Origin of the sequence: Phaeovulum sp. (assembly GCF_030684035.1) — a bacterium.
Classification (GTDB): domain Bacteria; phylum Pseudomonadota; class Alphaproteobacteria; order Rhodobacterales; family Rhodobacteraceae; genus UBA6213.
Genome location: NZ_JAUXPI010000029.1, coordinates 1 through 22,969, shown reverse-complemented (window position 1 = coordinate 22,969; position 22,969 = coordinate 1). Strand labels below are relative to the sequence as shown.

The 22,969-nt window shown below is 66.1% G+C and carries 23 protein-coding genes; 17 read left to right on the top strand and 6 right to left on the bottom strand.

Annotated features, from left to right (window positions below):
* The first annotated feature begins 24 nt into the window (after nt 1-24).
* The 11 genes from uppS to lpxB all read left to right on the top strand — a co-directional run bounded on the left by uppS (nt 25) and on the right by lpxB (nt 10,659).
* Nucleotides 25-768 (top strand): polyprenyl diphosphate synthase, encoded by a 744-nt coding sequence (gene uppS / locus Q8J98_RS06935; RefSeq protein WP_305293717.1) that lies wholly within the window; start codon nt 25-27, stop codon nt 766-768.
* Nucleotides 765-1,556 (top strand): phosphatidate cytidylyltransferase, encoded by a 792-nt coding sequence (locus tag Q8J98_RS06930; protein ID WP_305293716.1) that lies wholly within the window; start codon nt 765-767, stop codon nt 1,554-1,556. Before uppS ends, Q8J98_RS06930 begins: the two co-directional genes overlap by 4 nt.
* Nucleotides 1,557-1,559: 3 nt before the next feature.
* Nucleotides 1,560-2,738: a 1-deoxy-D-xylulose-5-phosphate reductoisomerase gene (gene dxr, locus Q8J98_RS06925; RefSeq protein WP_305293715.1), complete on the top strand. Its 1,179-nt coding sequence runs from the start codon at nt 1,560-1,562 to the stop codon at nt 2,736-2,738.
* A 3-nt stretch (nt 2,739-2,741) separates the two neighbouring features.
* Nucleotides 2,742-4,094, top strand: a complete 1,353-nt coding sequence (rseP, locus tag Q8J98_RS06920) for an RIP metalloprotease RseP (RefSeq protein WP_305293714.1) — start codon at nt 2,742-2,744, stop codon at nt 4,092-4,094.
* Between the two features lie 69 nt (nt 4,095-4,163).
* Nucleotides 4,164-4,334 carry a hypothetical protein gene (locus Q8J98_RS06915; RefSeq protein ID WP_305185790.1) on the top strand — a complete coding sequence of 57 codons (171 nt, stop codon included), beginning with the start codon at nt 4,164-4,166 and terminating at the stop codon, nt 4,332-4,334.
* 88 nt (nt 4,335-4,422) lie between these two features.
* Complete coding sequence (gene bamA / locus Q8J98_RS06910; RefSeq protein WP_370868070.1) at nt 4,423-6,750, top strand: outer membrane protein assembly factor BamA; 2,328 nt, start codon at nt 4,423-4,425, stop codon at nt 6,748-6,750.
* A 13-nt stretch (nt 6,751-6,763) separates the two neighbouring features.
* A complete protein-coding gene (locus Q8J98_RS06905) occupies nt 6,764-7,375 on the top strand; it encodes an OmpH family outer membrane protein (protein WP_305293713.1) in 612 nt (203 codons plus the stop codon).
* Nucleotides 7,376-7,458: 83 nt separating this feature from the next.
* The gene (gene fabZ / locus Q8J98_RS06900; protein WP_305185788.1) at nt 7,459-7,920 is read left to right on the top strand and encodes a 3-hydroxyacyl-ACP dehydratase FabZ; all 462 of its coding nucleotides are present in this window, start codon (nt 7,459-7,461) and stop codon (nt 7,918-7,920) included.
* Nucleotides 7,921-7,922: 2 nt separating this feature from the next.
* Nucleotides 7,923-8,717, top strand: a complete 795-nt coding sequence (gene lpxA, locus Q8J98_RS06895; RefSeq protein ID WP_305293712.1) for an acyl-ACP--UDP-N-acetylglucosamine O-acyltransferase — start codon at nt 7,923-7,925, stop codon at nt 8,715-8,717.
* Nucleotides 8,714-9,523 carry a UDP-2,3-diacylglucosamine diphosphatase LpxI domain-containing protein gene (lpxI, locus tag Q8J98_RS06890; RefSeq protein WP_305293711.1) on the top strand — a complete coding sequence of 270 codons (810 nt, stop codon included), beginning with the start codon at nt 8,714-8,716 and terminating at the stop codon, nt 9,521-9,523. Before lpxA ends, lpxI begins: the two co-directional genes overlap by 4 nt.
* Nucleotides 9,520-10,659 carry a lipid-A-disaccharide synthase gene (lpxB, locus tag Q8J98_RS06885; protein ID WP_305293710.1) on the top strand — a complete coding sequence of 380 codons (1,140 nt, stop codon included), beginning with the start codon at nt 9,520-9,522 and terminating at the stop codon, nt 10,657-10,659. The genes lpxI and lpxB overlap by 4 nt, the downstream gene beginning before the upstream one ends.
* Before the next feature lie 210 nt (nt 10,660-10,869).
* Here lpxB and mnmA read toward each other — a convergent pair whose 3' ends face one another.
* Nucleotides 10,870-12,000, bottom strand: a complete 1,131-nt coding sequence (gene mnmA / locus Q8J98_RS06880) for a tRNA 2-thiouridine(34) synthase MnmA (protein ID WP_305293709.1) — start codon at nt 11,998-12,000, stop codon at nt 10,870-10,872.
* Between the two features lie 125 nt (nt 12,001-12,125).
* On the opposite strand from mnmA, the gene Q8J98_RS06875 reads away from it, so the two are divergent.
* The 5 genes from Q8J98_RS06875 (at nt 12,126) to Q8J98_RS06855 (ending at nt 17,707) form a co-directional block, all read left to right on the top strand.
* Nucleotides 12,126-12,413 carry a DUF1153 domain-containing protein gene (locus Q8J98_RS06875; protein WP_305185783.1) on the top strand — a complete coding sequence of 96 codons (288 nt, stop codon included), beginning with the start codon at nt 12,126-12,128 and terminating at the stop codon, nt 12,411-12,413.
* Nucleotides 12,414-12,499: 86 nt separating this feature from the next.
* Entirely contained in the window at nt 12,500-13,213 is a 714-nt protein-coding gene (gene ctrA / locus Q8J98_RS06870; protein WP_305293708.1) for a response regulator transcription factor CtrA, read from the top strand.
* Nucleotides 13,214-13,272: 59 nt separating this feature from the next.
* On the top strand, nt 13,273-15,405 hold the full coding sequence (ligA, locus tag Q8J98_RS06865; RefSeq protein WP_305293707.1) for an NAD-dependent DNA ligase LigA: 2,133 nt from the start codon (nt 13,273-13,275) through the stop codon (nt 15,403-15,405).
* Nucleotides 15,402-17,492 carry an ATP-dependent DNA helicase RecG gene (gene recG, locus Q8J98_RS06860; protein WP_305293706.1) on the top strand — a complete coding sequence of 697 codons (2,091 nt, stop codon included), beginning with the start codon at nt 15,402-15,404 and terminating at the stop codon, nt 17,490-17,492. The genes ligA and recG overlap by 4 nt, the downstream gene beginning before the upstream one ends.
* Before the next feature lie 92 nt (nt 17,493-17,584).
* Nucleotides 17,585-17,707: a hypothetical protein gene (locus tag Q8J98_RS06855; protein ID WP_305185779.1), complete on the top strand. Its 123-nt coding sequence runs from the start codon at nt 17,585-17,587 to the stop codon at nt 17,705-17,707.
* A 105-nt stretch (nt 17,708-17,812) separates the two neighbouring features.
* Here the strand turns inward: Q8J98_RS06855 and Q8J98_RS06850 are convergent, their stop codons facing one another.
* A complete protein-coding gene (locus Q8J98_RS06850) occupies nt 17,813-19,219 on the bottom strand; it encodes a methyl-accepting chemotaxis protein (protein ID WP_305293705.1) in 1,407 nt (468 codons plus the stop codon).
* Between the two features lie 53 nt (nt 19,220-19,272).
* Nucleotides 19,273-19,710, bottom strand: coding sequence for an iron-sulfur cluster assembly scaffold protein (locus Q8J98_RS06845; protein WP_305293704.1), 438 nt, complete (start codon nt 19,708-19,710; stop codon nt 19,273-19,275).
* A gap of 63 nt (nt 19,711-19,773) precedes the next feature.
* Here Q8J98_RS06845 and hisI point away from each other — a divergent pair, with 63 nt between their 5' ends.
* Nucleotides 19,774-20,133 (top strand): phosphoribosyl-AMP cyclohydrolase, encoded by a 360-nt coding sequence (gene hisI / locus Q8J98_RS06840; protein WP_305293703.1) that lies wholly within the window; start codon nt 19,774-19,776, stop codon nt 20,131-20,133.
* 33 nt (nt 20,134-20,166) lie between these two features.
* Here hisI and gluQRS read toward each other — a convergent pair whose 3' ends face one another.
* The 3 genes from gluQRS to Q8J98_RS06825 are packed head-to-tail and all read right to left on the bottom strand — an operon-like array spanning nt 20,167 to nt 22,698.
* The gene (gluQRS, locus tag Q8J98_RS06835) at nt 20,167-21,006 is read right to left on the bottom strand and encodes a tRNA glutamyl-Q(34) synthetase GluQRS (RefSeq protein WP_305293702.1); all 840 of its coding nucleotides are present in this window, start codon (nt 21,004-21,006) and stop codon (nt 20,167-20,169) included.
* Entirely contained in the window at nt 20,994-22,325 is a 1,332-nt protein-coding gene (gene trmFO, locus Q8J98_RS06830; RefSeq protein WP_305293701.1) for a methylenetetrahydrofolate--tRNA-(uracil(54)-C(5))-methyltransferase (FADH(2)-oxidizing) TrmFO, read from the bottom strand. The genes gluQRS and trmFO overlap by 13 nt, the downstream gene beginning before the upstream one ends.
* A gap of 22 nt (nt 22,326-22,347) precedes the next feature.
* Complete coding sequence (locus Q8J98_RS06825; protein WP_305293700.1) at nt 22,348-22,698, bottom strand: DUF6614 family protein; 351 nt, start codon at nt 22,696-22,698, stop codon at nt 22,348-22,350.
* Between the last annotated feature and the right edge of the window lie 271 nt (nt 22,699-22,969).

The following is a 22,969-nucleotide window of genomic DNA, read 5'->3' as shown; positions in this document are numbered from 1 at the left end:
GTGCAGCCGAAAGGGGCGGGGCCGATGGCCAGCAAGGATGCGTCAGATGCTGCGGGGCCTTCGGGGCCGCGCGCCGAGCATGTGGCGATCATCATGGATGGCAACGGCCGCTGGGCGACCAGCCGCGGCTGGCCGCGGCTGGTCGGGCACCGTCGCGGTGCCGAGAGGGTGCGCGAGATCGTGCAGGCCTGCCCCGGTCTTGGCATCCGCTGGCTGACGATCTACGCCTTTTCCACCGAAAACTGGAAGCGCTCGACCGAGGAGGTGATCGGCCTCATGACGCTCTTTGGCCGCTACATCGAGAGCGAAGCCGAGCGGCTGAGCGCGCAGGGTGTGCGGCTGCGCTTCATCGGCGGGCGTGCGCGGCTGGAGCCGCGCCTGCGCGAGCTGATGGCGGCGATCGAGGCCCGCACCGCGGGCAACACGCTTTTGAACCTGACCGTGGCGATCAACTATGGCGGCCGCGACGAGCTTGCGCGTGCCGCGGCGCGGCTGGCGGGCGATGTTGCCGCCGGGCGGCTGGCACTGGAAGACGCGGGCGAGGCGGCACTTGCGGCGCGGCTCGATACCGCCGATTTGCCCGACCCTGATCTGGTGATCCGCACCTCGGGCGAAACCCGCACCTCCAATTTCCTGCCCTGGCAGGCGGCCTACGCCGAATACGAGTTCACCCCGACGCTCTGGCCCGATTTCACCCGTGACGAACTGGCGGCGATTGTTGCGCGGTTCACCGGGCGCGAACGCCGCTTTGGCGGGGCCAAGGCATGAGCGCGCCCGGCACCTGGCGCGATTTGCCTGCCCGGTTCGGCTCGGCGGTGGTGATGGCTGTGGTGGGTGGCGCGGCGCTTGGGGTCGGCGGTGTCTGGTTTGCGGCGCTGGTGGTGGCCGTCACCGCCGCGATGGTCTGGGAACTAGCGCGGATGAGCGCGCCCGACCGCCCGCAAGAGGCGCTGGCGCTGGCCGCGCTTGCGGCGCTGGTGCTGGCCGGGGTGCTGGCGCTGCATTCGCCCTTTGCGCTGGCATTGCTGCTGCTGCCTGGCCTTGCAAGCCTGCTGCGCGCGCGGCTGCACCCTTTGGTGGCGGCTAGCTATGCGAGTGCGCTGATGCTGAGCGGCTATGCCATGGTGGCGCTGCGCGAAGGTGCGGGGCTTGCGACCATTCTCTGGCTTGTCGCGGTGGTCATTGCCTCCGATCTTGCGGGGTATTTTGTCGGCAGAAGTATTGGCGGGCCAAAATTCTGGCCAGCGATCAGCCCGAAGAAAACCTGGTCGGGCACGGTTGCGGGCTGGCTTGGCGCGGCGGCGGTGGGTGCCGGGTTCGTGCTGGCGGGGCAGGGGCCCTGGGTGCTGGTGGCGATCTCGCCGCTGGTCGGTTTCGCCGGGCAACTTGGCGACATCATGGAAAGCTGGATCAAGCGCCGCGCCGGGGTCAAGGACAGCTCGGCCCTGATCCCCGGCCACGGCGGCGCGCTTGACCGGTTCGATGCCCTGACCGGCGCGGTGCTGGCGGTGCTGGTGCTCGGCCTCTTCGGGGCAATGCCTGGGATCGGGGGCTGATCGATGCGCAGCCTTTCGGTGTTTGGCGCGACCGGTTCGATCGGCGAAAGCACCTTCGATTTGTTGCAGCGGCAGGGCGGGCGCGCGGCGTTTCGCACCGTGGCGCTGACCGGCGGACGCAATGTGGCGCGGCTTGCCGAACAGGCGCGCGCGCTCGGGGCCGAGGTCGCGGTGACCGCGCATGAGGAGTGTCTGGCCGAGCTTCGCGCCGCGCTCGCGGGCTCCGGCATCGCGGCGGCGGCCGGAACCTCGGCGCTGCTTGAGGCCGCTGACCGCCCGGCCGACTGGGTGATGAGCGCCATCGTCGGTGCGGCCGGGCTGGCACCGGGGTTTCGCGCGCTTGCCCATGGTGCCACGCTGGCGCTTGCCAACAAGGAAAGTCTGGTCACCGCCGGGCCGCTTCTGCTGGCCGAGGCGGCGCGGCATGGCGCGCGCATCCTGCCGGTGGACAGCGAGCATTCGGCGGTGTTTCAGGCGCTGGTCGGCGAAGACATCGCGGCGGTCGAGCGGATCATCATCACCGCTTCGGGCGGTGCCCTGCGCGACTGGCCGCTGGAGCGGCTGGTGCAGGCAAGCGTGGCCGATGCCTCGCGGCACCCGAACTGGTCGATGGGGCAGCGCATCACCATCGACTCGGCCTCGATGTTCAACAAGGCGCTGGAGCTGATCGAGACCCACGAATATTTTGGCGTGGCACCGGAACAGATCGAGGTGCTGGTGCACCCCGAAAGCATTGTGCATGCGCTCGTCGGTTTTGCCGATGGCGCGCTGATGGCGCATCTTGGCGCGCCCGACATGCGCCACGCCATCGGCTATGCGCTGAACTGGCCGGCGCGCGCGCCGCTGCCGGTGGCGCGGCTCGATCTGGCAGCGCTCGGGCGGCTCAGCTTTCAGGCACCCGACCCGCTGCGCTGGCCCGCGCTGCGGTTGGCGCGCGAGGTGATGGCGGCGGGCGGCACGGCGGGGGCGGTGTTCAACGCCGCCAAGGAAGTCGCTCTCGATTCGTTTATTTCAGGTCAAGTAGGCTTTATGGATATGTCCGGGCTGGTCGAGGCCACCCTTGACAAAATGGTTGCGCGGCAAAGCCTTGGAAAAGCCGCGACGAGCCTCGATATGGTGTTGCAAACCGATGCCGAGGCGCGCGCGGTGGCGCGGGCGCTGATTGGCCAGAACAAGGACTGAGGCGTGGATTTCATTACCCTGCTGCCCGATTTCGGCAACCTTCTCTATACCGTCGCGGCCTTTGTGGCGGCGCTGCTGGTGATCGTCACCGTGCACGAATTCGGGCACTACATCATCGGGCGGCTTACCGGGATTCGGGCCGAGGTATTTTCGATCGGTTTCGGGCCGCGGATCATCAGCTACAGCGACCTGCACGGCACCCGCTGGCAGATTGCCGCGATCCCGCTTGGCGGCTATGTGAAGTTCATGGGCGATGCAAACGCGGCTTCGGCCGGTGCCGATGCCGAGGCAATGGCGCATATGACCGAGGAAGAACGCCGCCACACCATGCACGGGGCCCCGGTCTGGGCGCGCGCGGCGACGGTGGCGGCGGGGCCGGTGTTCAACTTCGCCCTCTCGGTTCTGATCTTTGCCGGGGTGTTCATTTGGTCGGGCACCGCCACTGATGTGCCAAGCATCGGCGCGGTGGTGGAATTGCCGGGTGGCGCGGGCGAGATCCGGCGCGGCGACCGCATCGTTTCGGTCGCGGGGCTTGCCACACCGGATTATCCGGCGCTGAACATTGCCGTTGAGGCGGTGCCCGCCGAGGCAAGCCTCAGCTATGTGGTCGAGCGCGCCGGGCAGGTGCTGACCGTCAGCGGCCCGGCGCTTTTTCCGGCGCGACTTGCGGGCATCGGCGCGGGCAGCGCTGCCGCCGATGCAGGCCTGCGGCCAGGCGATGTGGTGTTGAGCGCGGGCGGCGTGCCGCTGGTCCGGTTCGCCGATCTTCAGGCGGCGGTGCTGGCGGCCGAAGGTGCCCCGATCGAGCTTTCGGTCTGGCGACCGGGCATGGCGGCGGGCGAAAGCCTTGTGGTCAGCCTTTCGCCGCGCCGCACCGATCTGCCATTGCGCGACGGCGGTTTTGAAACCCGCTGGCTGATCGGGGCCACCGGCAACCTGTTCTTCACCCCCGAGACCCGGCGCACCGGCATCTGGGAGGCGGTCGAGGGCGGCGCTTCGGAAACCTGGTTCATCGCGCGTTCGTCGCTGTCGGGCATGTGGTACATGCTCACCGGCGCGATTTCCAGCTGCAACCTGCGCGGCCCGATCGGCATTGCCGAAACTTCGGCGCAGGCGGCTTCGGCGGGGATGAGCAATTTCATCTGGTTCGTGGCGATGCTTTCAACAGCGGTGGGCCTGTTGAATCTGTTCCCGATTCCGGTGCTCGACGGCGGGCATCTGGTGTTTCACGCCTGGGAGGCGATCACCGGCAAGCCGCCCGCCGAAAGGGTGCTGAATGTGCTGATGACGCTCGGGCTGGTGCTGGTGCTGGGGCTGATGGCATTCGGGCTCAACAACGATATCTTCTGCCCCTGATCCGGGCCGGTGCCCAACTTCTGCCATAAAACGCGTGCATCGTTGCGCTGGTGAGAAGAGGGCTGAGCCATGCAAATGATCGCCGAGAGCTATCGCGGAATATCGCTGCTGGTCGAAATCAACCTCGACCGCCTGCTGGTGCCGCTGGCGCTTGTGGTGGCGCTTACCGGCACCGCGATGCTGTGCACCGTGCTCTACCAGAACAGCTTTCCCGCGCCGGTCTACATGCTCCAGCCGTAAGGCAATTTCCCGCACCGAGGGCTTTTGACAAGCCCCGTCATTCGGGCTAGTCACAAGTATAAGATCTATACCTGGGCGGGAGATCACGATGACGAGCTTGCGGCATTTTGGCTGCGGTGTTGGCGCGCGGGTTTTGCAGCGTTTGCGGACTGGCCTCCTTTACCTTGCAATTGCAATGGCTTGCGGCACCCTGCCAGGTGCTGCGCTGGCGCAAAGCTATACCTTTTCTTCGATTCAGGTCAGCGGGCTGGAGCGGATCGAGACCGCAACGGTGGTAACCCTTGCCGGAATCGGTCGGGGCAAGGTGGTGAGTGCTGGCGAGCTGAACGACGCCTACCAGCGGATTCAAGGCTCGGGCCTGTTTGAAAGCGTGGAGATCGTGCCACAGGGCGGAACTTTGTTGATCCGCGTGCGCGAGTATCCGACCATCAACATCATCAATTTCGAAGGCAACAAGATCCTCAAGGACGAGGAACTTGCCGGGCTCGTGCGCTCGCAGTCGCGCCATGTCTATTCGCCCGCCACCGCCGAGGCCGATGCACAGAAGATTGCCGAGGTCTATGCCGCGCAGGGCCGCATGGCAGCGCGGGTGAACCCCCGGCTGATCCGGCTTTCTGGCAACCGCGTGGACCTCGCCTTCGAGATCACCGAAGGTGCGGTGACCGAGATCGAGCGGCTTTCGTTTACCGGCAACCAGGCCTTTTCTGACGCCCGTCTGCGGCAGGTGCTGGAATCGAAGCAGGCGGGAATTTTCCGCAGGCTGATCCGCAGCGACACTTTCGTGCCCGAGCGGACCGAGTTCGACAAGCAACTGCTCACCGATTTCTACCGCTCGCGCGGCTACATCGACTTTCAGGTGCTTGGCACCTCGACCGAGTTTTCGCGCGAACGCAACGCGTTTTTCCTGACCTTCAATCTGCATGAAGGGCAGCCCTACCGCTTTGCCACAATCACCACGATCAGCGAAATCAACGGTGTCGATGCCGCCGAGTTCGAGCGCGAGGTGAGGGTCAAACCGGGTGCCACCTATTCGCCTTCCGACATTGATCTGACGATCTCGCGGATGGAGGCCCTCGCGCTGAACAAGGGCCTGACCTTTGTGCAGGTCGAGCCGCGCATCACCCGCAACGACCGCGATCTGACGGTGAACCTGACGCTGGCGCTGGTGCGCGGGCCGCGGGTTTTTGTCGAGCGCATCGACATTGAAGGCAACACCACCACGCTCGATCAGGTGGTGCGGCGGCAGTTCCGCACGGTCGAAGGCGACCCCTTCAATCCGCGCGAAATTCGCAATGGCGCAGAGCGGATTCGTGCGCTCGGCTTTTTCTCCAGCACCGATGTCAACACCCGCCCCGGTTCTGCGGCCGATCAGGTGGTGGTCGATGTGAACGTGACCGAACAGGCGACCGGCTCGCTTTCCTTCGGTGCAACCTACGGCGTTGCCGCCGGTTTCGGTGCCAATGTGCGCTTGCAGGAATCGAACTTCCTCGGGCGCGGCCAGTATGTTGCGCTCAACTTCTCGACAGCGGCGAACAACGCTGACACCCTGATTACCTTCATCGAGCCGCAGCTGCTCGGGCGCGATCTGAAGTTCAAGTTCAATGCCTTCCAGAAGGTTTCCGACAACGATTTCTCGTTCTATCAGTCCGACCGGATGGGGCTTTCGGTGGCGCTCGATTTTCCGGTTTCGCGGGTCGGGCGGCTGGAGCTTCGCTATTCCGCAGCGCGCGATGACCTTTTCGAGGTCAACGCCAACTCCTCGACGATCCTGCAAGGCGAAGCCGGGGCGCTGATTTCGAGCGGGCTCGGCTATACCTACACGCATGACACCCGGCTTTCCGGGCTTAACCCCCGGTCATCGCTGCAATTCCGCTTCGGGCAGGATTTTGCAGGCGTCGGCGGCGATGTGCAATCGCTGCGCACGACGGCGCTTTTTGCCGCGCAGACCAAGGTGTTCCGCGAAGCGGTAACGCTGCGCGCCGAGCTTGAAGGTGGCGCGGTGCACATGATGGGCGGGCAGCAAAGCCGCGTTCTTGATCGCTTCTCGGGCAACGGCAAGATCCGCGGGTTCGAGCCGAACGGCTTTGGCCCGCGCGATCTTGGTGCCGTCAACAATGATGCGCTTGGCGGCAACTACTTCGCCGCGCTTCGCCTTGAAGCCAAGTTCCCGATCGGCCTGCCGGAAGAATACGGCGTCAGCGGCGGGCTGTTCCTTGATGTCGGCACGGTCTGGGGGCTCGACAATGACGGTGGCGGGTCGGTTGACGATTCCATGCACCTGCGCTCGGCCATCGGGGTTTCGGTGTTCTGGGATACGGTCATCGGGCCGCTGCGCTTCAACTTCTCGCGGGCATTGCTGAAAGAAGCCTATGATGTCGAGCAGGAATTCGATCTGACGATCTCGACCCAGTTCTGAGGCTTTGGCGACCATGGCGCTGTTGCGCATCCTCGGTCTGACCGTTGTCCTTGCGCTTGCAGTCGGCATGGCGCAGGCGCAAGAGGTGCCGCGGGGCGCTATCACCATGCCAAGCCCGGTGCTGACGCTTGACCCCGAGCGGGTTTATACCGGCTCGCTCTGGGGCAAGCGGGTGGCGGCGCAGATCAACTCCGAGCTCGCGGCGCTAGCCGCCGAGAATGAAGGTATCGCCGACGAGCTTACCCTTGAGGAGCGTGATCTGACCGAGCGCCGCGCGACTATGCCTGCCGAGGAGTTTCGCACCGCCGCCGACGCTTTCGACGCCAAGGTAACCGAAATCCGGCGTCGACAGGATGCCAAGTCGCGTGATATCGCGCGCCGCGCCGACGCCGAAAAGCTTGGCTATTATCAGGCGCTTTTCACCCCGCTGAGCGAGGTGCTGAAGGCGCGCGGCGCGGTGGCAATTCTTGACCGCGCGGCGATCTTTCTGGCGGTGGATGCGATCGATGTGACCGACGAGGTGATCGCGCGCGCCGACGCGCTGCTGGGTGCCGGGCCTGCCACGCCGCTGCCGGAAGCGGCACCAGAACCCACCGCACCCGCCGTGCCCGCCGACGGAAACTGAGCCGCGTGGCTTGCCATTCAACAGCGGCATTGCTAGCAAGTCCGCACCACATTGGAACGACGCCGATCAGCGCAGGAGCCGCGATGTCCGAGCCAGCTGCCCATACTGAGGCCGATATCCATCTGATTCAGAGGATCATTCCGCATCGTTACCCGTTCCTGCTGATCGACAAGGTGCGCGACATCGTGCCTTTCAAGGGTGCCGTCGGCATCAAGAACGTCACCTTCAATGAACCGCATTTTCAGGGCCATTTCCCTGCCGAGCCGGTGATGCCCGGGGTGATGATCGTCGAAGCCATGGCGCAGACCTCGGCGGTGGTGGTGGGGATCAGCCTCAATGTCATCGACAAGCCGCTGCTCACCTATTTCATGGCGATCGACGGTTGCAAGTTCCGCCGCAAGGTGGTGCCGGGCGATGTGCTGGAACTGCATGTGACGGTAAAGCGCGGCGGCGGCAAGATCTGGAAATTTCTCGGCCAGGCGCGGGTCGATGGGCAGCTTGCGGCCGAGGCGGAATTCACCGCGATGATGGACCTGAAAGGTTAGTCATGGGCATTGACGCCACCGCGTTTGTGCACCCCTCGGCGGTGGTCGATCCGGGGGCGGTGATCGGCGCGGGCGCGCGGATCGGGCCGTTCTGCGTGGTCGGGGCCGAGGTGGTTCTGGGCGCGCGGGTCGAGCTCAAATCGCATGTGGTCGTCGGTGGCGCGACCGAGATCGGCGAAGATACGGTGGTGTTTCCCTTCGCCTCGCTCGGTCAGGCCCCGCAAGATCTGAAATATAGGGGCGAGGCGAGCCGCCTGGTGATTGGCGCGCGCAACCGGATCCGCGAATATGTAACGATGAACCCCGGCACCGAGGGCGGCGGTCTGGTCACCTGCATCGGCAACGATTGCCTGTTCATGGCAAGCGCCCATGTCGCGCATGATTGCCAGATCGGCGACCGGGTGATTCTGGTCAACAGCGTTGCGGTGGCCGGGCATTGCGTGATCGAGGAAGATGTGATCGTCGGCGGTCTTTCCGGGGTGCACCAGTTTGTGCGCATCGGCCGCGGCGCAATCATCGGCGCGCTGACAATGGTCACGGCGGATGTGATACCGCATGGCCTTGTGCAGGGGCCGCGTGGCGTGCTGGAAGGGCTGAATCTTGTCGGGCTGAAACGGCGTGGTGCCGGAAAGCCTGAAATCGCCGAGTTGCGCGAGCTTTACGCGGCACTCGGCGAAGGCAATTTCCGCGACGCGGCGCGGCGGCTCTCGGATGCCGGGGGGGCTGGCCCGATGGCGCGCGAGGTGCTCGATTTCATTCTCGGTCCGTCTGACCGCAGCTTCCTGACGCCGCGATGACCGAGCTTGCGCTCATCGCCGGGGCCGGGGCTTTGCCGCGCCTCTTGGCGGCGGCGCTTGGCGAGCCTTTCGTTCTGGCCGAACTGGAAGGCATCCGGTCCGAAGTGGTGGCCGATCCGCTTTGCTTCCGGCTGGAACGGTTGGTGCCCTTTCTCGAGCATTTGCACGGGCTCGGGGTGCGGCGCGTGGTACTGGCCGGCGGTGTGCGCCGTCCGCACCTTGATCCGGAGCTGTTCGACAGCCGCACCGCCGCGCTGGTGCCGCGCCTGCTGGCCGCAATGCAGGGCGGCGACGATGCGGCGCTGCGCCTGACCATCGCGATATTCGAGGACTGGGGCTTCGAGGTGCTCGGCCCCGATCAGGTAGCCCCCGATCTTGTGCCGGGTGCGGGCGTGCTGACCGGCGCACCGAGCCCGCAGGACGAGGCTGATGCAGCCCGCGCTGCCGCCATCGTCGCGGCGATCGGGGCGGAAGATCTGGGGCAGGGGGCAGTGGTCGTGCAAGGTCTGTGCCTTGCCACCGAGGCATTGCCCGGCACCGATGCCATGCTCGATTTCGCCGCCCGCCATCGTAGCCTTTTGCCCGACCCCGCACCCCGAAGCGGGGTGCTTTACAAGGCACCGAAGCCCGGGCAGGACCGCCGCGTCGATCTGCCTGCAATCGGCCCCGATACGGTCGCGCGCGCGGCGGCGGCGGGGCTGGCAGGCATCGCCTGGGAGGCGGGCGGCGTGCTGCTGCTCGACCGTGCCGCAACCCTGGCCGCGGCCGAAGCTGCGGGCCTTTTTCTCTGGTCGCGGCTGCCATGAAGTTCTTTCTGATCGCGGGCGAGGCGTCGGGCGACGCGCTTGGGGCAGCGCTCATGGCAGGGTTGAAGGCACTGCTGCCGGATGTGGCATTCGATGGTGTCGGTGGGCCGCTGATGGAGGCGGAGGGGCTGCAAAGCCGGTTTCCGATGGAAGAGCTTTCGGTGATGGGGCTTTGGGAGGTGCTGCCGAAGTATCGCGCGCTGAAACGCCGCATTGCCGAAATGGCGGCGGCGGTGGTGGCATCGGGCGATGCCCTGATCACCATCGACAGCCCTGATTTCTGCCTGCGCGTGGCCCGTGCCGCGCGTGCCGGTCGGCCCGGACTGCGCACCATCCACTATGTCGCGCCTTCTGTCTGGGCGTGGCGACCCGGGCGGGCGGCGAAAATGGCCCCCTTCATCGACCATGTGCTGGCGCTCTTGCCGTTCGAGCCGCCCTATATGCAGGCGGCGGGGATGGGCTGCGATTTTGTCGGCCACCCGGTAGTGGCCGAGCCGCGCGCCAGCGCCGCCGAAGCCGCCGCGTTCCGGGAAACCCACATGATCGGCCCGGATCAGCCGCTGGTGCTCTGCCTGCCAGGGTCGCGGCGGGGCGAGGTGGCGCGGCTGGGGCCGCGGTTTGACGAGGCGCTGATGCGGCTGCGTGACCGCGAACCGGGGCTGCGGGTGGTGTTGCCAACGGTGCGCGGGGTGGCGGGCATGGTGCGCGAGATGACCGCGCGCTGGCCGGTGGCTCCGATCGTGGTGGAAAGCGGCGAAGACAAGCGCGCCGCCTTTGCCGCCGCCGATCTGGCGCTGGCCGCCTCGGGCACGGTCAGTCTTGAGCTGGCGGCGGCGCGGGTGCCGATGGTGATCGGCTATGACATGGCCGCGTTGAGCCGCATCATCTTTTCCCGGATGCTGCGGATCGATACCGTCACGCTGGTCAACCTCGTTTCCGAGACCCGGGTGATCCCCGAGTTCATCGGCAGCAATTGCCGCGCCGGGCCGATGGCGGCCGCGCTGTTGCGACTGCTGGAGGATGAGGCGGCGCGGGCGGCGCAGTTTGCGGCGATGGAGGTGACCATGCAGCGCCTTGGCGAGGGTGGCGAGTCGCCGGGGCTGCGGGCGGCGCGCGCGGTGCTGGCGGCGCTTTGAACCGGCGCGATGCTGTGGCAGTCCGGATGCGGGCGGGCGGGAGCATCCGCAGTATGGTGGGGTATCGGGGTGGGTGTAACACGCGTGTTATCTTTTACAAGACATTGATCTTGCAGGAGATATATGGGCGGCGTTAAGGTTTTGGCAAGCTTTGCCAGAGCCGGGGGCCAGCCCCCGGACCCCCGGGGTATTTGAACGAAGGAGAACCGATCAGGCGGCGCAGGTGATCCAGCCACCGCCGAGCACGCGACTGCCTTCGGGGGCGTAAAAGACGCAGGCCTGACCGGGGCTGACGCCTTCTTCCGGGGCAAGCAGCGTGATCTCGGCCGTGGTTGCCGAAACCGGGCGCAGCAGTGCCGGGCGCGGCGGGCGGGTGGAGCGGACGCGCACCGAGAGCGGCCATTCGGCGCGCGAGGTGAGCGGCGCATCGCCCAGCCAGTTGATTTCCTTCAAGGTGATGGTGCGTGTGGCCAGCGCTTCTTTCGGGCCGACGATCACCCGGCGCGTCGCGGGGTCGAGCTTGACCACATAAAGCGGATCGCCGAGGCCGCCGAGCCCGAGGCCGCGGCGCTGGCCGACGGTATAATGAATCACGCCCTGATGGGTGCCGCGCAGGTTTCCTTGCAGATCGACGATCTCGCCGGGGTCGGCGGCACCGGGGCGCAGCTTTTCGATCACCGCGGCGTAATTGCCGTTTGGCACAAAGCAGATGTCCTGACTGTCGGGCTTGTCGGCGACACTGAGCCCGTAGCGTGCGGCCAGAGCCCTGGTTTCGGCCTTCGAGGCGAGGTGGCCAAGCGGGAACCGCAGGAAGGCGAGTTGTTCCGGCGTGGTCGAGAACAGGAAATAACTCTGGTCGCGGTTGGCATCGGCGGCGCTGTGCAGTTCCGGCCCGAGCGGCCCGAGCTTGCGCTGGATGTAATGGCCGGTTGCCATGCAATCGGCTTCCAGCTCGCGCGCGGTGGCCATGAGATCCTTGAACTTCACCCGCTCGTTGCAGCGGATGCAGGGCACCGGGGTGGCACCCGCAAGATAGGCATCGGCAAATTCGTCGATCACCGCTTCGCGGAAGGCATTTTCATAGTCGAGCACATAATGCGCAAAGCCCATGGCCTCGGCGACGCGGCGGGCATCGTGAATATCCTGTCCGGCGCAGCAGGCACCTTTCTTGGCCAGTGCCGCGCCGTGGTCGTAAAGCTGCAGGGTTATGCCGACCACATCATAGCCCTGATCTTTCAGCAGCGCCGCCACCACTGACGAATCGACGCCGCCCGACATGGCAACCACCACCCTTGTGGCGGCCGGGGCCTTGGGCAGGCCAAGCGAATTGAGGGTGGTCATCGGCGTCTCCGGGGTCGGGTGCGCAGGAATATAGGAAAATGCAATGCAACCACAACCCCGCGTTTCACCGCTCCTTAAGGGCGGTCGGGCTATCTCGGCCGGGTGACTGCTGAAGGGGTGAGCCCATGTATCTGAAAAAAGTCGCCGGACCACGCGCCGTGACCCTTGCCGACGGGTCGGTGCTGAGCCGCGCCGATCTGCCTCCGCGCAACACCCGCCGCTGGGTTGCCAGCCGCAAGGCGGTGCTGGTGAAGGCGGTGGCCGCAGGGCTGATTCCCCGCGCCGAAGTGCTTGAAACCTATGGGCTGAGCGAGGAAGAGTTCGCGCTTTGGTCTGATGCGGTGAAGAACCACGGCGAAGTGGCGCTGAAAGTGACGGCTTTACAGAGGTATAGACAACTTAAGGTTGAATAAGGCACAATTGTGGCGATAGTAACTCTGCGTTAACCATTTGCCTCCAAGGTTCACCTTGATCGAGGGATTAATGCGGAGAACTGAGGATGCGGATTCTGCTGGTAGAGGACGATCCAACGACCTCGCGGAGCATCGAGTTGATGCTGACGCATGCGAACCTGAACGTGTATTGCACCGATCTTGGCGAGGAGGGAATCGATCTTGCCAAGCTTTATGACTACGACCTGATCCTCCTGGACCTCAATCTGCCCGACATGAACGGGCATGAGGTGCTGCGGCAGTTGCGGCTGGCGCGGGTCGAGACGCCGATTCTCATTCTCACCGGCGCGGATGACACCGAAAACAAGCTCAAGGGTTTTGGCTTCGGGGCCGATGACTACATGACCAAACCGTTCCACCGCGAGGAATTGGTGGCACGCATCCACGCCATCATCCGCCGTTCCAAGGGCCATGCGCAATCGGTGATCCGGACCGGCAAGGTCGCGGTCAACCTTGATGCGAAAACCGTCGATGTCGAGGGCAAGCCGGTGCATCTGACCGGCAAGGAATACCAGATGCTGGAGCTGTTGAGCCTGCGCAAGGGCACCACGCTGACCAAGGAAATGTTCCTCAACCACCTTTACGGCGGCATGGATGAGCCGGAGCTGAAGATCATCGACGTGTTCATCTGCAAGCTGCGCAAGAAGCTGGCCGAGGTGACGGCGGGCGACAATTACATCGAAACCGTCTGGGGTCGCGGCTATGTGCTGCGCGACCCGGTGCCGGTTTCTGTTGAGCGCCGCCTGGCCGTGGGTGCCTGAGCACTGGACCCAGCCGCGCCCCGGCCCTAGAAATCGGGGGAGGGGTGCAGGGGGTGGTCATGGCCGGGCAGAAGGATGCGGAGGTTTCGGTTGCAAATCTGAGCCGCGAGGCGGCGGCGGATGATCTCGCCCGGCTCGCTGCGGCGGTGGCGGCCGCCAACCACGCCTATCACGGGCTCGACACGCCCGAAATATCGGATGCCGACTATGATGCGCTGAAGCGCCGCCTGCTGGCGATCGAGGCGCGGTTCCCCGACCTTGCGCTGGCGGAAAGCCCGACCCGCGTGGTCGGGGCTGCCCCGGCGGAAGGTTTTGCCAAGGTCACCCATGCGCAACCGATGCTCAGCCTTGAAAACGCCTTTTCCGACGAAGAGGTGGTCGATTTCCTTGCCCGCATCCGCAAGTTTCTGGGGCTTGAGGCGGGCGCGCCGCTCTGGCTTACGGCGGAGCCGAAGATTGACGGGCTCTCGCTCAGCCTGCGTTATGTGGGCGGGCGGCTGCGGCAGGCGGCGACGCGCGGCGACGGGGCGGTGGGCGAGAATGTCACCGAGAACGTGGCGCAGATTGCCGATATTCCACAACAGCTGCGCGGCGCGCCCGATCTGCTGGAGGTGCGCGGCGAGGTTTACATGAGCCACGCCGATTTTGCGGCGCTGAACGCGCGGCAGGCGCTGGTGGGCGAAAAGACCTTTGCCAACCCGCGCAACGCCGCCGCGGGCAGCCTGCGCCAGCTTGACGCGCGCATTACCGCCGCCCGCCCCTTGCGGTTTTTCGCCTATGCCTGGGGCGCGCATTCGGCTTCGCTTGGCGCGACCCAGACCGAGGCGATTGCCCGGCTGAAGGCGCTTGGCTTTCCCACCAACCCGCGCACCAGCCGCTGCGACGGGCCCGAGGCGCTGCTGGCGGCCTACCGCGCGCTTGAGGCAGAGCGGGCGACGCTGGGCTATGACATTGACGGCGTCGTCTACAAGGTCGATGACCTCGCGCTGCAACGCCGCCTCGGCTTTCGCTCGACCACGCCACGCTGGGCGATCGCGCACAAGTTTCCTGCCGAACTGGCCTGGACGCGGCTTGAACGAATCGAGATCCAGGTGGGGCGCACCGGCGCGCTTTCTCCGGTGGCGCGGCTTGCGCCGGTCACCGTGGGCGGGGTGGTGGTTTCCAACGCGACCCTGCACAACGAGGATTACATTGCCGGCCGCGATGCCAAGGGCAGCCCGATCCGCGGCGGGCGCGACATCCGCGAGGGCGACTGGGTGCAGGTGTACCGCGCCGGGGACGTGATCCCGAAAATTGCGGATGTGGATGTCTCGCGCCGCAACGGCGACTCGCAACCCTATGTTTTTCCAGCCATATGCCCGGAATGCGGGTCGCAAGCCATGCGCGAGCCGGGCGATGCGGTGCGGCGCTGTTCCGGTGGCCTTGCCTGCCCGGCACAGGCGGTGGAAAAGCTCAGGCATTTCGTCAGCCGTGCGGCTTTCGACATCGAAGGGCTGGGGGCCAGGCAGATCGAGGCATTCTTTCGCGAGGGCTGGCTGCGCGAGCCTGCCGATATTTTCACGCTGCGCGAAAAACACGGGGCGGAATTGGCGAAGCGCGAAGGCTGGGGCGAGAAATCGACCGCGAACCTGTTTGCCGCCATCGAGGCGCGGCGGCGCATTGCCTTGGCGCGGCTGATCTTCGCGCTCGGCATCCGCCATGTCGGCGAAGCCGCGGCGGGGCTTTTGGCAAGCCATTACCTCAGCTGGCAGAATTTCTCGGCGGCGATGAGGGGTGCCGAGATCGGCGGAGGCAGCGAATGGGCCGATCTGTTGGCAATCGACGGGGTGGGCGAGACGCTGGCGAGTTCGGTTATCACGGCGTTCCACAATCCGGGCGAGATCGCGGCGATTGCCGCACTGATCGACGAATTGAACAAAGGCGGCGGCGTGCAGGATGCCGAAAGACCGGCTACGGAAAGCGCGATTTCGGGCAAGACCATCGTCTTTACCGGAACGCTGGAACGGATGACGCGGGCTGAGGCGAAGGCACGGGCCGAGGCGCTGGGGGCAAAGGTCGCGGGATCGGTTTCGGCGCGCACCGATATTCTGGTCGCCGGGCCGGGGGCGGGGTCAAAGGCAAAAAAGGCCGAGGAATTCGGCGTTGAGGTGATCGACGAAGCCGCCTGGCTCGCGTTGGCGGGCCAGGCGTGAGCACCCGCCCGCCCGAGCTTTTCCCGCTTTTTGCCGGGCTCGAAACGCTGCCCGGCGTTGGCGAGAAAACCGCGCGGGCCTTTGCACAGATCGGCGTGGAAAAGCCGCGCGACCTGATTTTCACGCTGCCGCATTCCGGCATCGACCGCCGCTTGCGCCGCTCGATCCGCGAGGTGGTGCTGCCCGCGACGGTCACCGTCGAGGTTGAAATCGGCGGCCATGTGGCGGCGCGGCGCAAGGGCGGGCCGGCGCGGGTCATGGTGCGCGACGTGGCGACCGAGTTTCAACTGGTGTTTTTCCATGCCAAGGGCGATTGGCTGGAAAAACAATTGCCTAGCGGGCAACGCCGGGTGATCTCGGGGCGGGTGGAAATTTTTGACGGGGTGGCGCAGATGGCCCATCCCGACCATATTCTGCGGCCCGAGGAGGCGCGCGGTCTGCCCGATTTCGAGCCGGTCTATGCGCTTGCCGCGGGGTTGACGCAGCGCGGCGTGGCGCGCGCCGTGCAGGGCGCGCTGACCCGGCTGCCGGTGGTTGCGGAATGGGCAGATGCGGCGCTGGTGGCGCGCGAAGGCTGGCCGGGTTGGGCTGAGGCGGCGGCGCGCGCCCACGCGCCGCAAAACATGGCCGACCTTGCGCCCACCGCGCCTGCCCGCGCGCGGCTTGCCTATGACGAGCTTTTTGCGCATCAGCTGACGCTGGCACTTGCCCGTTCGCAATTGCGCCGCGCCAAGGGGCGGATCAGCAAGGGCGACGGCGCGCTGCGCGCGCGCACGCTTGCGGCGCTGCCCTTTGCCCCCACCGCCGCGCAGGCGCGCGCCATGGCCGAGATTGCCGCCGACATGGCGGGGCCGATGCGGATGAACCGGCTCTTGCAGGGCGATGTCGGCTCGGGCAAGACGCTGGTCGCCTTCATGGCGCTCTTGGTGGCGGTCGAGGCGGGCGGGCAGGGGGTGATGATGGCCCCGACCGAAATCCTTGCGCGCCAGCATTTTGACAGCCTCGCGCCACTGGCGCGCGCCGCCGGGGTGCGGTTGGAGCTGTTGACCGGGCGCGACAAGGGGGCGGAGCGGGCGGCGAAACTGGCCGACCTTGCCGCCGGGCGCATCGCGCTGCTGGTCGGCACCCACGCGGTTTTTCAGCGCGAGGTGGAATTTGCCGATCTGCGGCTGGCGGTGGTGGATGAACAGCACCGCTTCGGTGTCGCGCAGCGGATGGAGCTTGGTGCCAAGGGCCGCGCTGCCGACATGCTGGTGATGACCGCAACACCGATTCCACGCTCGCTCAGCCTCGCGCAATACGGCGACATGGATATTTCGCTGCTCGATGAAAAGCCGCCGGGGCGCAAGCCGGTGAAGACCGCGCTGATTTCGACCGCGCGGCTTGATGAGGTGGTGGCGCACCTGCGCCGCGCGCTTGCCGAGGGGCGGCAGGCCTATTGGGTCTGCCCGCTGGTGGAAGACAGCGAAACCGTCGATCTGGCCTCGGCGGAAGAGCGGTTTCGCGCGCTGCGGGTGGTGTTCGGCGAAGGCGTGGTGGGGCTGGTGCATGGCCAGTTGCCCGCCGCCGAAAAGGATGCGGCGATGGCCGATTTCGTTGCCGGACGCACGCGGCTTCTGGTGGCGACAACGGTGATCGAGGTGGGGGTGAACGTGCCCAATGCGTCGATCATGGTGATCGAGCGGGCCGAAACCTTTGGTCTGGCGCAACTGCATCAGCTGCGCGGCAGGGTCGGGCGGGGGGCGGCGGATTCGACCTGCCTGATGCTCTATCAAGCTCCGCTGACCGGGCCGGGCGGGCGGCGGCTGCAAATTCTGCGCGAGACTGAAGATGGTTTTCGCATTGCCGAGGAAGACCTTGCAATGCGCGGCGCGGGCGATGTGCTTGGCACCGCGCAATCTGGCCTGCCGCGCTTTCGGGTTGCCGATCTGGAGCGGCAGGCGGGGCTGATGGCGGTCGCACAAAGCGATGCGCGGGCGCTCTTGAGCGCGGACCCCGGGCTCGAGTCGCCGCGCGGACGCGCAGCGCGGCTGCTGCTGTGGCTGATGGAGCAAGACCGGGCGATTCGCCTGATCTCGGTCGGGTAGCTAGAATTTCGCCGATGTTCTTATAAAGTTCTTTACTTCGTCGCCGCAAAATGAGAACAAAAGAACAACGCGGTTTGCGGAAGGGTTTGATCATGGCGCAGAAAGTGAAAGCGGCGCTCGGCGGCGATGCCGGAGAAATCTGGCAGGATGCGGTCGGGGTTGCGGCGCTTGTGGTGATGCTCATGGTCGGTTTGCACCTGCCCGCTCTGCTCTGAAGGTTTTTCGCGCCATCGCTTTGCCGCGCCTTCGGGTGCCCGGTCTGTCCCCCGCGATGCGCCAGCCTGCCGCCGCCCATGCCCAGCACCGGCGGCGGCCTTTTTTCAGAACCGATAGCCGAGCCTGAGCCCGCCCCAGTGATGCCCGGCCACGATGATCGGGGCCGAGAGGTCTTTCATCATCGCGAATTCGCCGCCGCCCATGTCGCGCCGGTAGATTTGCAGCAGAAAAGCTGCATCCGAGGCTCCGGCCTGGCTTCCCACCCGGTCATTGAAAAGCCTCCGGTTGCGGCAGTTTGCGGCGTTCCAGACCGGATCACCGCCCTGCGGCTGGGAAAAGCGGTGGTTGTGGGTTGGCAGATAGCCGTTCCGGTCCACCGCGACGCAATAGACCACGCGTTGATCGAGCTCGAACGCGGGTTCCTGGAATTCTGGCAGCAGACGGTCGCCGAGGCGGGTGAAGGCGGCCATGAGCTGCGGCGGGTCGGTGTGCGGGATCGGCACATAGCGCGGATCGAAAAGCGCCTCTTGCGAAATGTCGCCCTGCGCGATCGCCTCGGCAAAGGCCGCACCGATGGCATTGGCGGTGGCGCGGACATGGGCGATGAAAGGGGCATCTTCCGTGCTACCCCCAAGTTCGACCGTGCCCCGAATCATCGCCTCGCTGAGCGCGTTGAGCCCGCCCATGCGCGCGCGCAGGTCCTGCACATCGGCAGCCTGCGCCTCGACGCCTTGCAGAACCTCATCGAAATGCGGGCGGAAAAGCTGATCGGCACCGCGCACTTCGGCGGCGCGGGTGCTGATTTCCTCGGCCGCGGCCCGGGTGTTCTGCACTGATCGGCTCATTTCACCAAGCGAGCTGTCGGTTTGCCGGGTGCCCTCCAGCACTGCACCGGCGGTGATCGCCGTGCCCTCTGCCTCGTGCCGCAGGGTTTCGATGATCTGCGCGAGGCCGCTGATCGCGTCGCCGATGGTGGCGGCGGCGGTCGAGGTCTTGCGCGAGAGATCATTGATCGCCTCGGCCACCACGGCAAAGCCGCGGCCCGCGTCGCCCGCCCGGGCCGCCTCGATTTTTGCGTTGATTGCCAGAATGTTGACCTGCGCGGCAATGGAACCGATGCCGCTGTTGGAGGCCTGCACCGCAGCCAGAATGCGTTCGACCCCCGCCATCCGGCCATCGACCGATTGCACCCAGCCCGCAACCGCAGCGGTGCGCGGTGCCGCCTCGCGTAGCCGCGCCACGGTCGCCTCGACCAGATCCTGGGTAGTTTTGGCGCTGGCGGAAAGCCCTTCGATGGTGGCGATCACCCGGGCGTTACCGCGCGCCACGGCATCTGCGGCGGTTCTTGCGCTGCGAAGCCGCCGCAACTGGTCGCCTGCGAGGCTGTCGGCCGCATCGAGAAAACCCGCGATCTCGACGATTTCGCGCCCCAGCGTCACCGCGTCGGCGGCCATGCCGTCAAGCTGCGGGCTTGCAGCCGGCGCGGGCGAAAAGGCGGTGGGTTGGAACATGGCGCATCCTCTGGCTGGCGCGCCACCCTGCCACGCGGCAGTTTGCAAAAGCGTTAATCCGCGGCGGCGCGCAGGGCCGCAATTGCCGCCTCGAAGGCGAGCAGAATCGATTCGTGCCGGTTTGGAAAGGCGCGGGCAGGCAGCAGCGCGTCATAGCCCGCGAAAGGCGCGCCCGGCACTGGCCCTTCGGCGCGCAACATTGCCGCCAGTTCGTCGCGGCCACGTTCAAGCTCTGCCAGATTGCACCCGATAACGGCGCTGCCGAGCACCGCGGCCGAAGCCTGGCCGAGCGCGCAGGCGCGCACGTCTTGGGCAAACTCGGTAATTCGCCCGTCGCGTGCCACCACCTGGGCGCTGACCACCGAACCGCAGAGCGGCGCGCGTTTGCGCCCCTCGCCCCGCGGTGCGGGCAGCGAGCCGAGATGCGGAATTGCCGCCGCCAGCCCCAGAATGCGCTGCGAATAGAGCTTGAAAAGGTCGCCGTCGCTCATTGCTTTCCCCGCGGACCGATAGAGGCTAGATAAAGTGCCACGCCCAGAATGAGAAGACGCGCCATGAAATTCGATGCCGGAACGCTGAAATATGATGCCCAGGGGCTGATCCCCGCGATCGCGCAGGAGGCGGCGACGGGCGATGTGCTGATGTTCGCCTGGATGAATGCCGAGGCGGTGGCGCGCACCCTTGCAAGCGGGCAGGTCACCTACTGGTCGCGCTCGCGGCAGGCATTCTGGGCCAAGGGCGAAAGCTCGGGGCATGTGCAGCGGCTGCTGGAAATGCGCATCGATTGTGACCGCGATTGCCTGTTGCTGCTGGTCGAACAGGCGGGGCCCGCCTGCCACACCAACCGCCACGCCTGCTTTTACACCGCGGTGAGGGGCGGGGCCGAGGTGGAGATTCTCGCGCCCGAGGCATAGCGCCTCCGGCGGGGATATTTGAGCTGAAGCATTTCAGAGGCCGATCAGGCGGCGGATATCGGCGGGGCTGGCCCCTTCGGCGCGGTACCGGGCAAGGGCGCGGGCGTCATCGCGCTTGGCCAACCGCTGGCCGCGATCATCGCGGATAAGCCGGTGGTGGTGATAGACGGGGGTTGGCAGCTCAAGCAGGGCTTGAAGCAGGCGGTGGATATGCGTTGCCTCGAACAGGTCTTCGCCGCGGGTGACATGGCTCACGCCCTGCGCCGCATCATCGACAACCACCGCGAGATGGTAGGAGGTGCCCATGTCGCGACGTGAAAGAACGATGTCACCACAAGTAGTTAGAAGCCATTCTTCAGAGTTCGCATGAAGCCCGGCATGGGCGGGGCCGGTTTCGCTGAAGCGGCGCGGCCTCGGGCCGAGAAAGGCCAGCGCGCGGGTAAGATCAAGGCGGATCGCATCGGTTGCGCTGGCCTCAAGCATGGGCCTGGCGCGGCAGGTGCCGGGGTAGGTCGGGCCATCGGGACCGGCTTGCTGCGGGGCGCTGAGTGCCAGGCGAATATCGCTGCGGCTGCACCGGCATGGGTAGCAAAGACCAAGCGAAATCAGCCTGTTGAGCGCCGAAGTGTAGGCGGGTAGCCGGGTTGACTGGTGCCAGACCGGCAACTGCCACGCAAGGCCGAGCCAGCCGAGATCCTCGAGTATTGCCGCCTCCCATTCCGGGCGGCAGCGGGCGCGGTCGATATCTTCGATGCGCAGCAAGAACCGGCCGCCCGCTGCCCGCGCCATGTCATGTGCCACGAGCGCGGCATAGGCGTGGCCGAGGTGCAGCGGCCCGGTGGGCGAGGGCGCGAAGCGGGTTACGAGAGCCACGCCTGAAACGCCTGTTTCGCGCGGTCGGTATAGGCCTTGTAGCGGTCCTTGCGGCCGCGCCGGCCGGCCTTGGCATCAATCGGCGGGAACAGCCCGAAATTGACATTCATCGGCTGGAAGGTTTTCGCCTCGGCACCGCCGGTGATGTGATGCACCAGCGCCCCGGTTGCGGTTTCGGCAGGCGGCGGCGCAAGGCTTGCCCCGCGCATTTCCGCCGCCGCCATGCGGCCCGCCAAAAGCCCCATCGCGGCGCTTTCGACATAACCTTCAACCCCGGTGATCTGGCCGGCAAAGCGGATATTGGGCCGCGAGCGGAGCCGCATCTGCGCATCAAGCAGCGTCGGGGAATTGAGGAAGGTGTTGCGATGGATCCCGCCAAGGCGCGCGAAAGAGGCATTCGCCAGCCCCGGAATCATCCGGAAAACATCGACTTGCGCGCCGTGCTTCATCTTTGTCTGAAAACCCACGATGTTGTAGAGCGTCCCCAGCGCGTTGTCGCGGCGCAGTTGCACCACGGCATAGGGCTTGGCCCCCGGCGCATGCGCATTGGTCAGCCCGACGGGCTTCATCGGCCCGAAGCGCAGGGTTTGCGGGCCGCGCTCTGCCATCACCTCGATCGGCAGGCAGCCATCGAAATAGCCCGCCGTCTCGCCCTCGTGAAACAGGGTCTTTTCCGCCGCCATCAGCGCCGCGATGAAAGCATCATACTGGGCGTGGTCCATCGGGCAGTTGATGTAGGCGGTGCGCTCTTCCTCGGTTTCGCCCTTGTCATAGCGCGACTGCCGCCAGGCCACCGCCATGTCGATGCTGTCGGCATAGACGATAGGGGCAATGGCGTCGAAGAAGGCGAGCGCCTCGGCCCCGGTTTCGGCGCGGATCGCGGCGGCGAGCGCGCCCGAGGTCAGCGGCCCGGTGGCGATGATCCAGCGCCCGGTTTGCGGCAGTTCGCTGATTTCGCCGCTTTGCACCGAAATCAGCGGATGCGCGAGCAGCCGCTCGGTCACGTCGCGGGCGAAGGCATCGCGATCAACCGCCAGCGCGCCGCCTGCCGGCAGGCGGTGGCGGCTGGCCATTTCCATGAGCAATCCGCCCGCCGCGCGCATTTCCCAGTGCAGCAGGCCCACCGCATTGCGTTCATGGTCATCGGAGCGGAAGGAATTGGAACAGACCATTTCCGCGAAAAGCCCGGTGCGATGCGCGAAGGTGCCGAGCTGCGGGCGCATTTCGTGCAGGATCACCGGCACACCGGCGCTGGCCGCGGCCCAAGCAGCCTCGGACCCGGCCATGCCGCCGCCGACGATATGAAGCGCCTCGCTCATGACCCCGGGTGTAGCGGCCCGCTCAGACCAGCGCAATGCGCTCGCGCCGCTCGGGGTCGGGGAAGGGGCGGAAAAGGCCTGCGTCGGCGCGCGCGATCATGTGGTGAAGCTGCTCGTAATGGCGCTGCGCCAGATCGTCGATGTGGCCGAGGGCGCGAAAGGTCGCATCGAGTTGGGCGAGGTCCGCAACCTCGATTTCCAGCAGAAAATCGCAATGCGCGCCCGAGGCGAGGCCAAGCTTGCGTCGCAGGAGCCGCCAGTTACCGATCATACCGCGCTCGGCAAGCGCCGCCAGCCAGGTTTCGACTGCCGAGGCGAAGGCGAGTGCCTTGGCGTCGGATTTGAGCTCGATCATGCAGTGGTAAAGGTTCATGCCTGCCTCCGCTCCGGCCCAGCCTCCGGCCCGGCGCAGTCAAGCACGCGCGGCTTGCGAATAGCTTAATGGTCTAGGTCACCGACTCATATGTCCGCAACCATATCCGCAGGGATGCGAGTTGGACGGAGGGGTAGCGTCCCGGGTGGTGGTGTATGATGAGGCCGCGCGCGGAGCCTCCGGCGTAGCGCAGCGCGCGGCCGGGGTTCCGCTGGGCGGCCATCGCCAATCTTCGGTAGAGGTTTGGGTTGCAAGACCTGGACCCTGAACT

Coding starts and splice junctions, on each gene's coding strand:
- uppS (WP_305293717.1), top strand. CDS start 25: ATGGCCAGCAAGGATGCGTCAGATGCTGCGGGGCCTTCGGGGCCGCGC.
- Q8J98_RS06930 (WP_305293716.1), top strand. CDS start 765: ATGAGCGCGCCCGGCACCTGGCGCGATTTGCCTGCCCGGTTCGGCTCG.
- dxr (WP_305293715.1), top strand. CDS start 1,560: ATGCGCAGCCTTTCGGTGTTTGGCGCGACCGGTTCGATCGGCGAAAGC.
- Q8J98_RS06915 (WP_305185790.1), top strand. CDS start 4,164: ATGCAAATGATCGCCGAGAGCTATCGCGGAATATCGCTGCTGGTCGAA.
- bamA (WP_370868070.1), top strand. CDS start 4,423: ATGACGAGCTTGCGGCATTTTGGCTGCGGTGTTGGCGCGCGGGTTTTG.
- Q8J98_RS06905 (WP_305293713.1), top strand. CDS start 6,764: ATGGCGCTGTTGCGCATCCTCGGTCTGACCGTTGTCCTTGCGCTTGCA.
- fabZ (WP_305185788.1), top strand. CDS start 7,459: ATGTCCGAGCCAGCTGCCCATACTGAGGCCGATATCCATCTGATTCAG.
- lpxA (WP_305293712.1), top strand. CDS start 7,923: ATGGGCATTGACGCCACCGCGTTTGTGCACCCCTCGGCGGTGGTCGAT.
- lpxI (WP_305293711.1), top strand. CDS start 8,714: ATGACCGAGCTTGCGCTCATCGCCGGGGCCGGGGCTTTGCCGCGCCTC.
- lpxB (WP_305293710.1), top strand. CDS start 9,520: ATGAAGTTCTTTCTGATCGCGGGCGAGGCGTCGGGCGACGCGCTTGGG.
- mnmA (WP_305293709.1), bottom strand. CDS start 12,000: ATGACCACCCTCAATTCGCTTGGCCTGCCCAAGGCCCCGGCCGCCACA.
- Q8J98_RS06875 (WP_305185783.1), top strand. CDS start 12,126: ATGTATCTGAAAAAAGTCGCCGGACCACGCGCCGTGACCCTTGCCGAC.
- ctrA (WP_305293708.1), top strand. CDS start 12,500: ATGCGGATTCTGCTGGTAGAGGACGATCCAACGACCTCGCGGAGCATC.
- ligA (WP_305293707.1), top strand. CDS start 13,273: ATGGCCGGGCAGAAGGATGCGGAGGTTTCGGTTGCAAATCTGAGCCGC.
- Q8J98_RS06855 (WP_305185779.1), top strand. CDS start 17,585: ATGGCGCAGAAAGTGAAAGCGGCGCTCGGCGGCGATGCCGGAGAAATC.
- Q8J98_RS06850 (WP_305293705.1), bottom strand. CDS start 19,219: ATGTTCCAACCCACCGCCTTTTCGCCCGCGCCGGCTGCAAGCCCGCAG.
- Q8J98_RS06845 (WP_305293704.1), bottom strand. CDS start 19,710: ATGAGCGACGGCGACCTTTTCAAGCTCTATTCGCAGCGCATTCTGGGG.
- hisI (WP_305293703.1), top strand. CDS start 19,774: ATGAAATTCGATGCCGGAACGCTGAAATATGATGCCCAGGGGCTGATC.
- trmFO (WP_305293701.1), bottom strand. CDS start 22,325: ATGAGCGAGGCGCTTCATATCGTCGGCGGCGGCATGGCCGGGTCCGAG.
- Q8J98_RS06825 (WP_305293700.1), bottom strand. CDS start 22,698: ATGAACCTTTACCACTGCATGATCGAGCTCAAATCCGACGCCAAGGCA.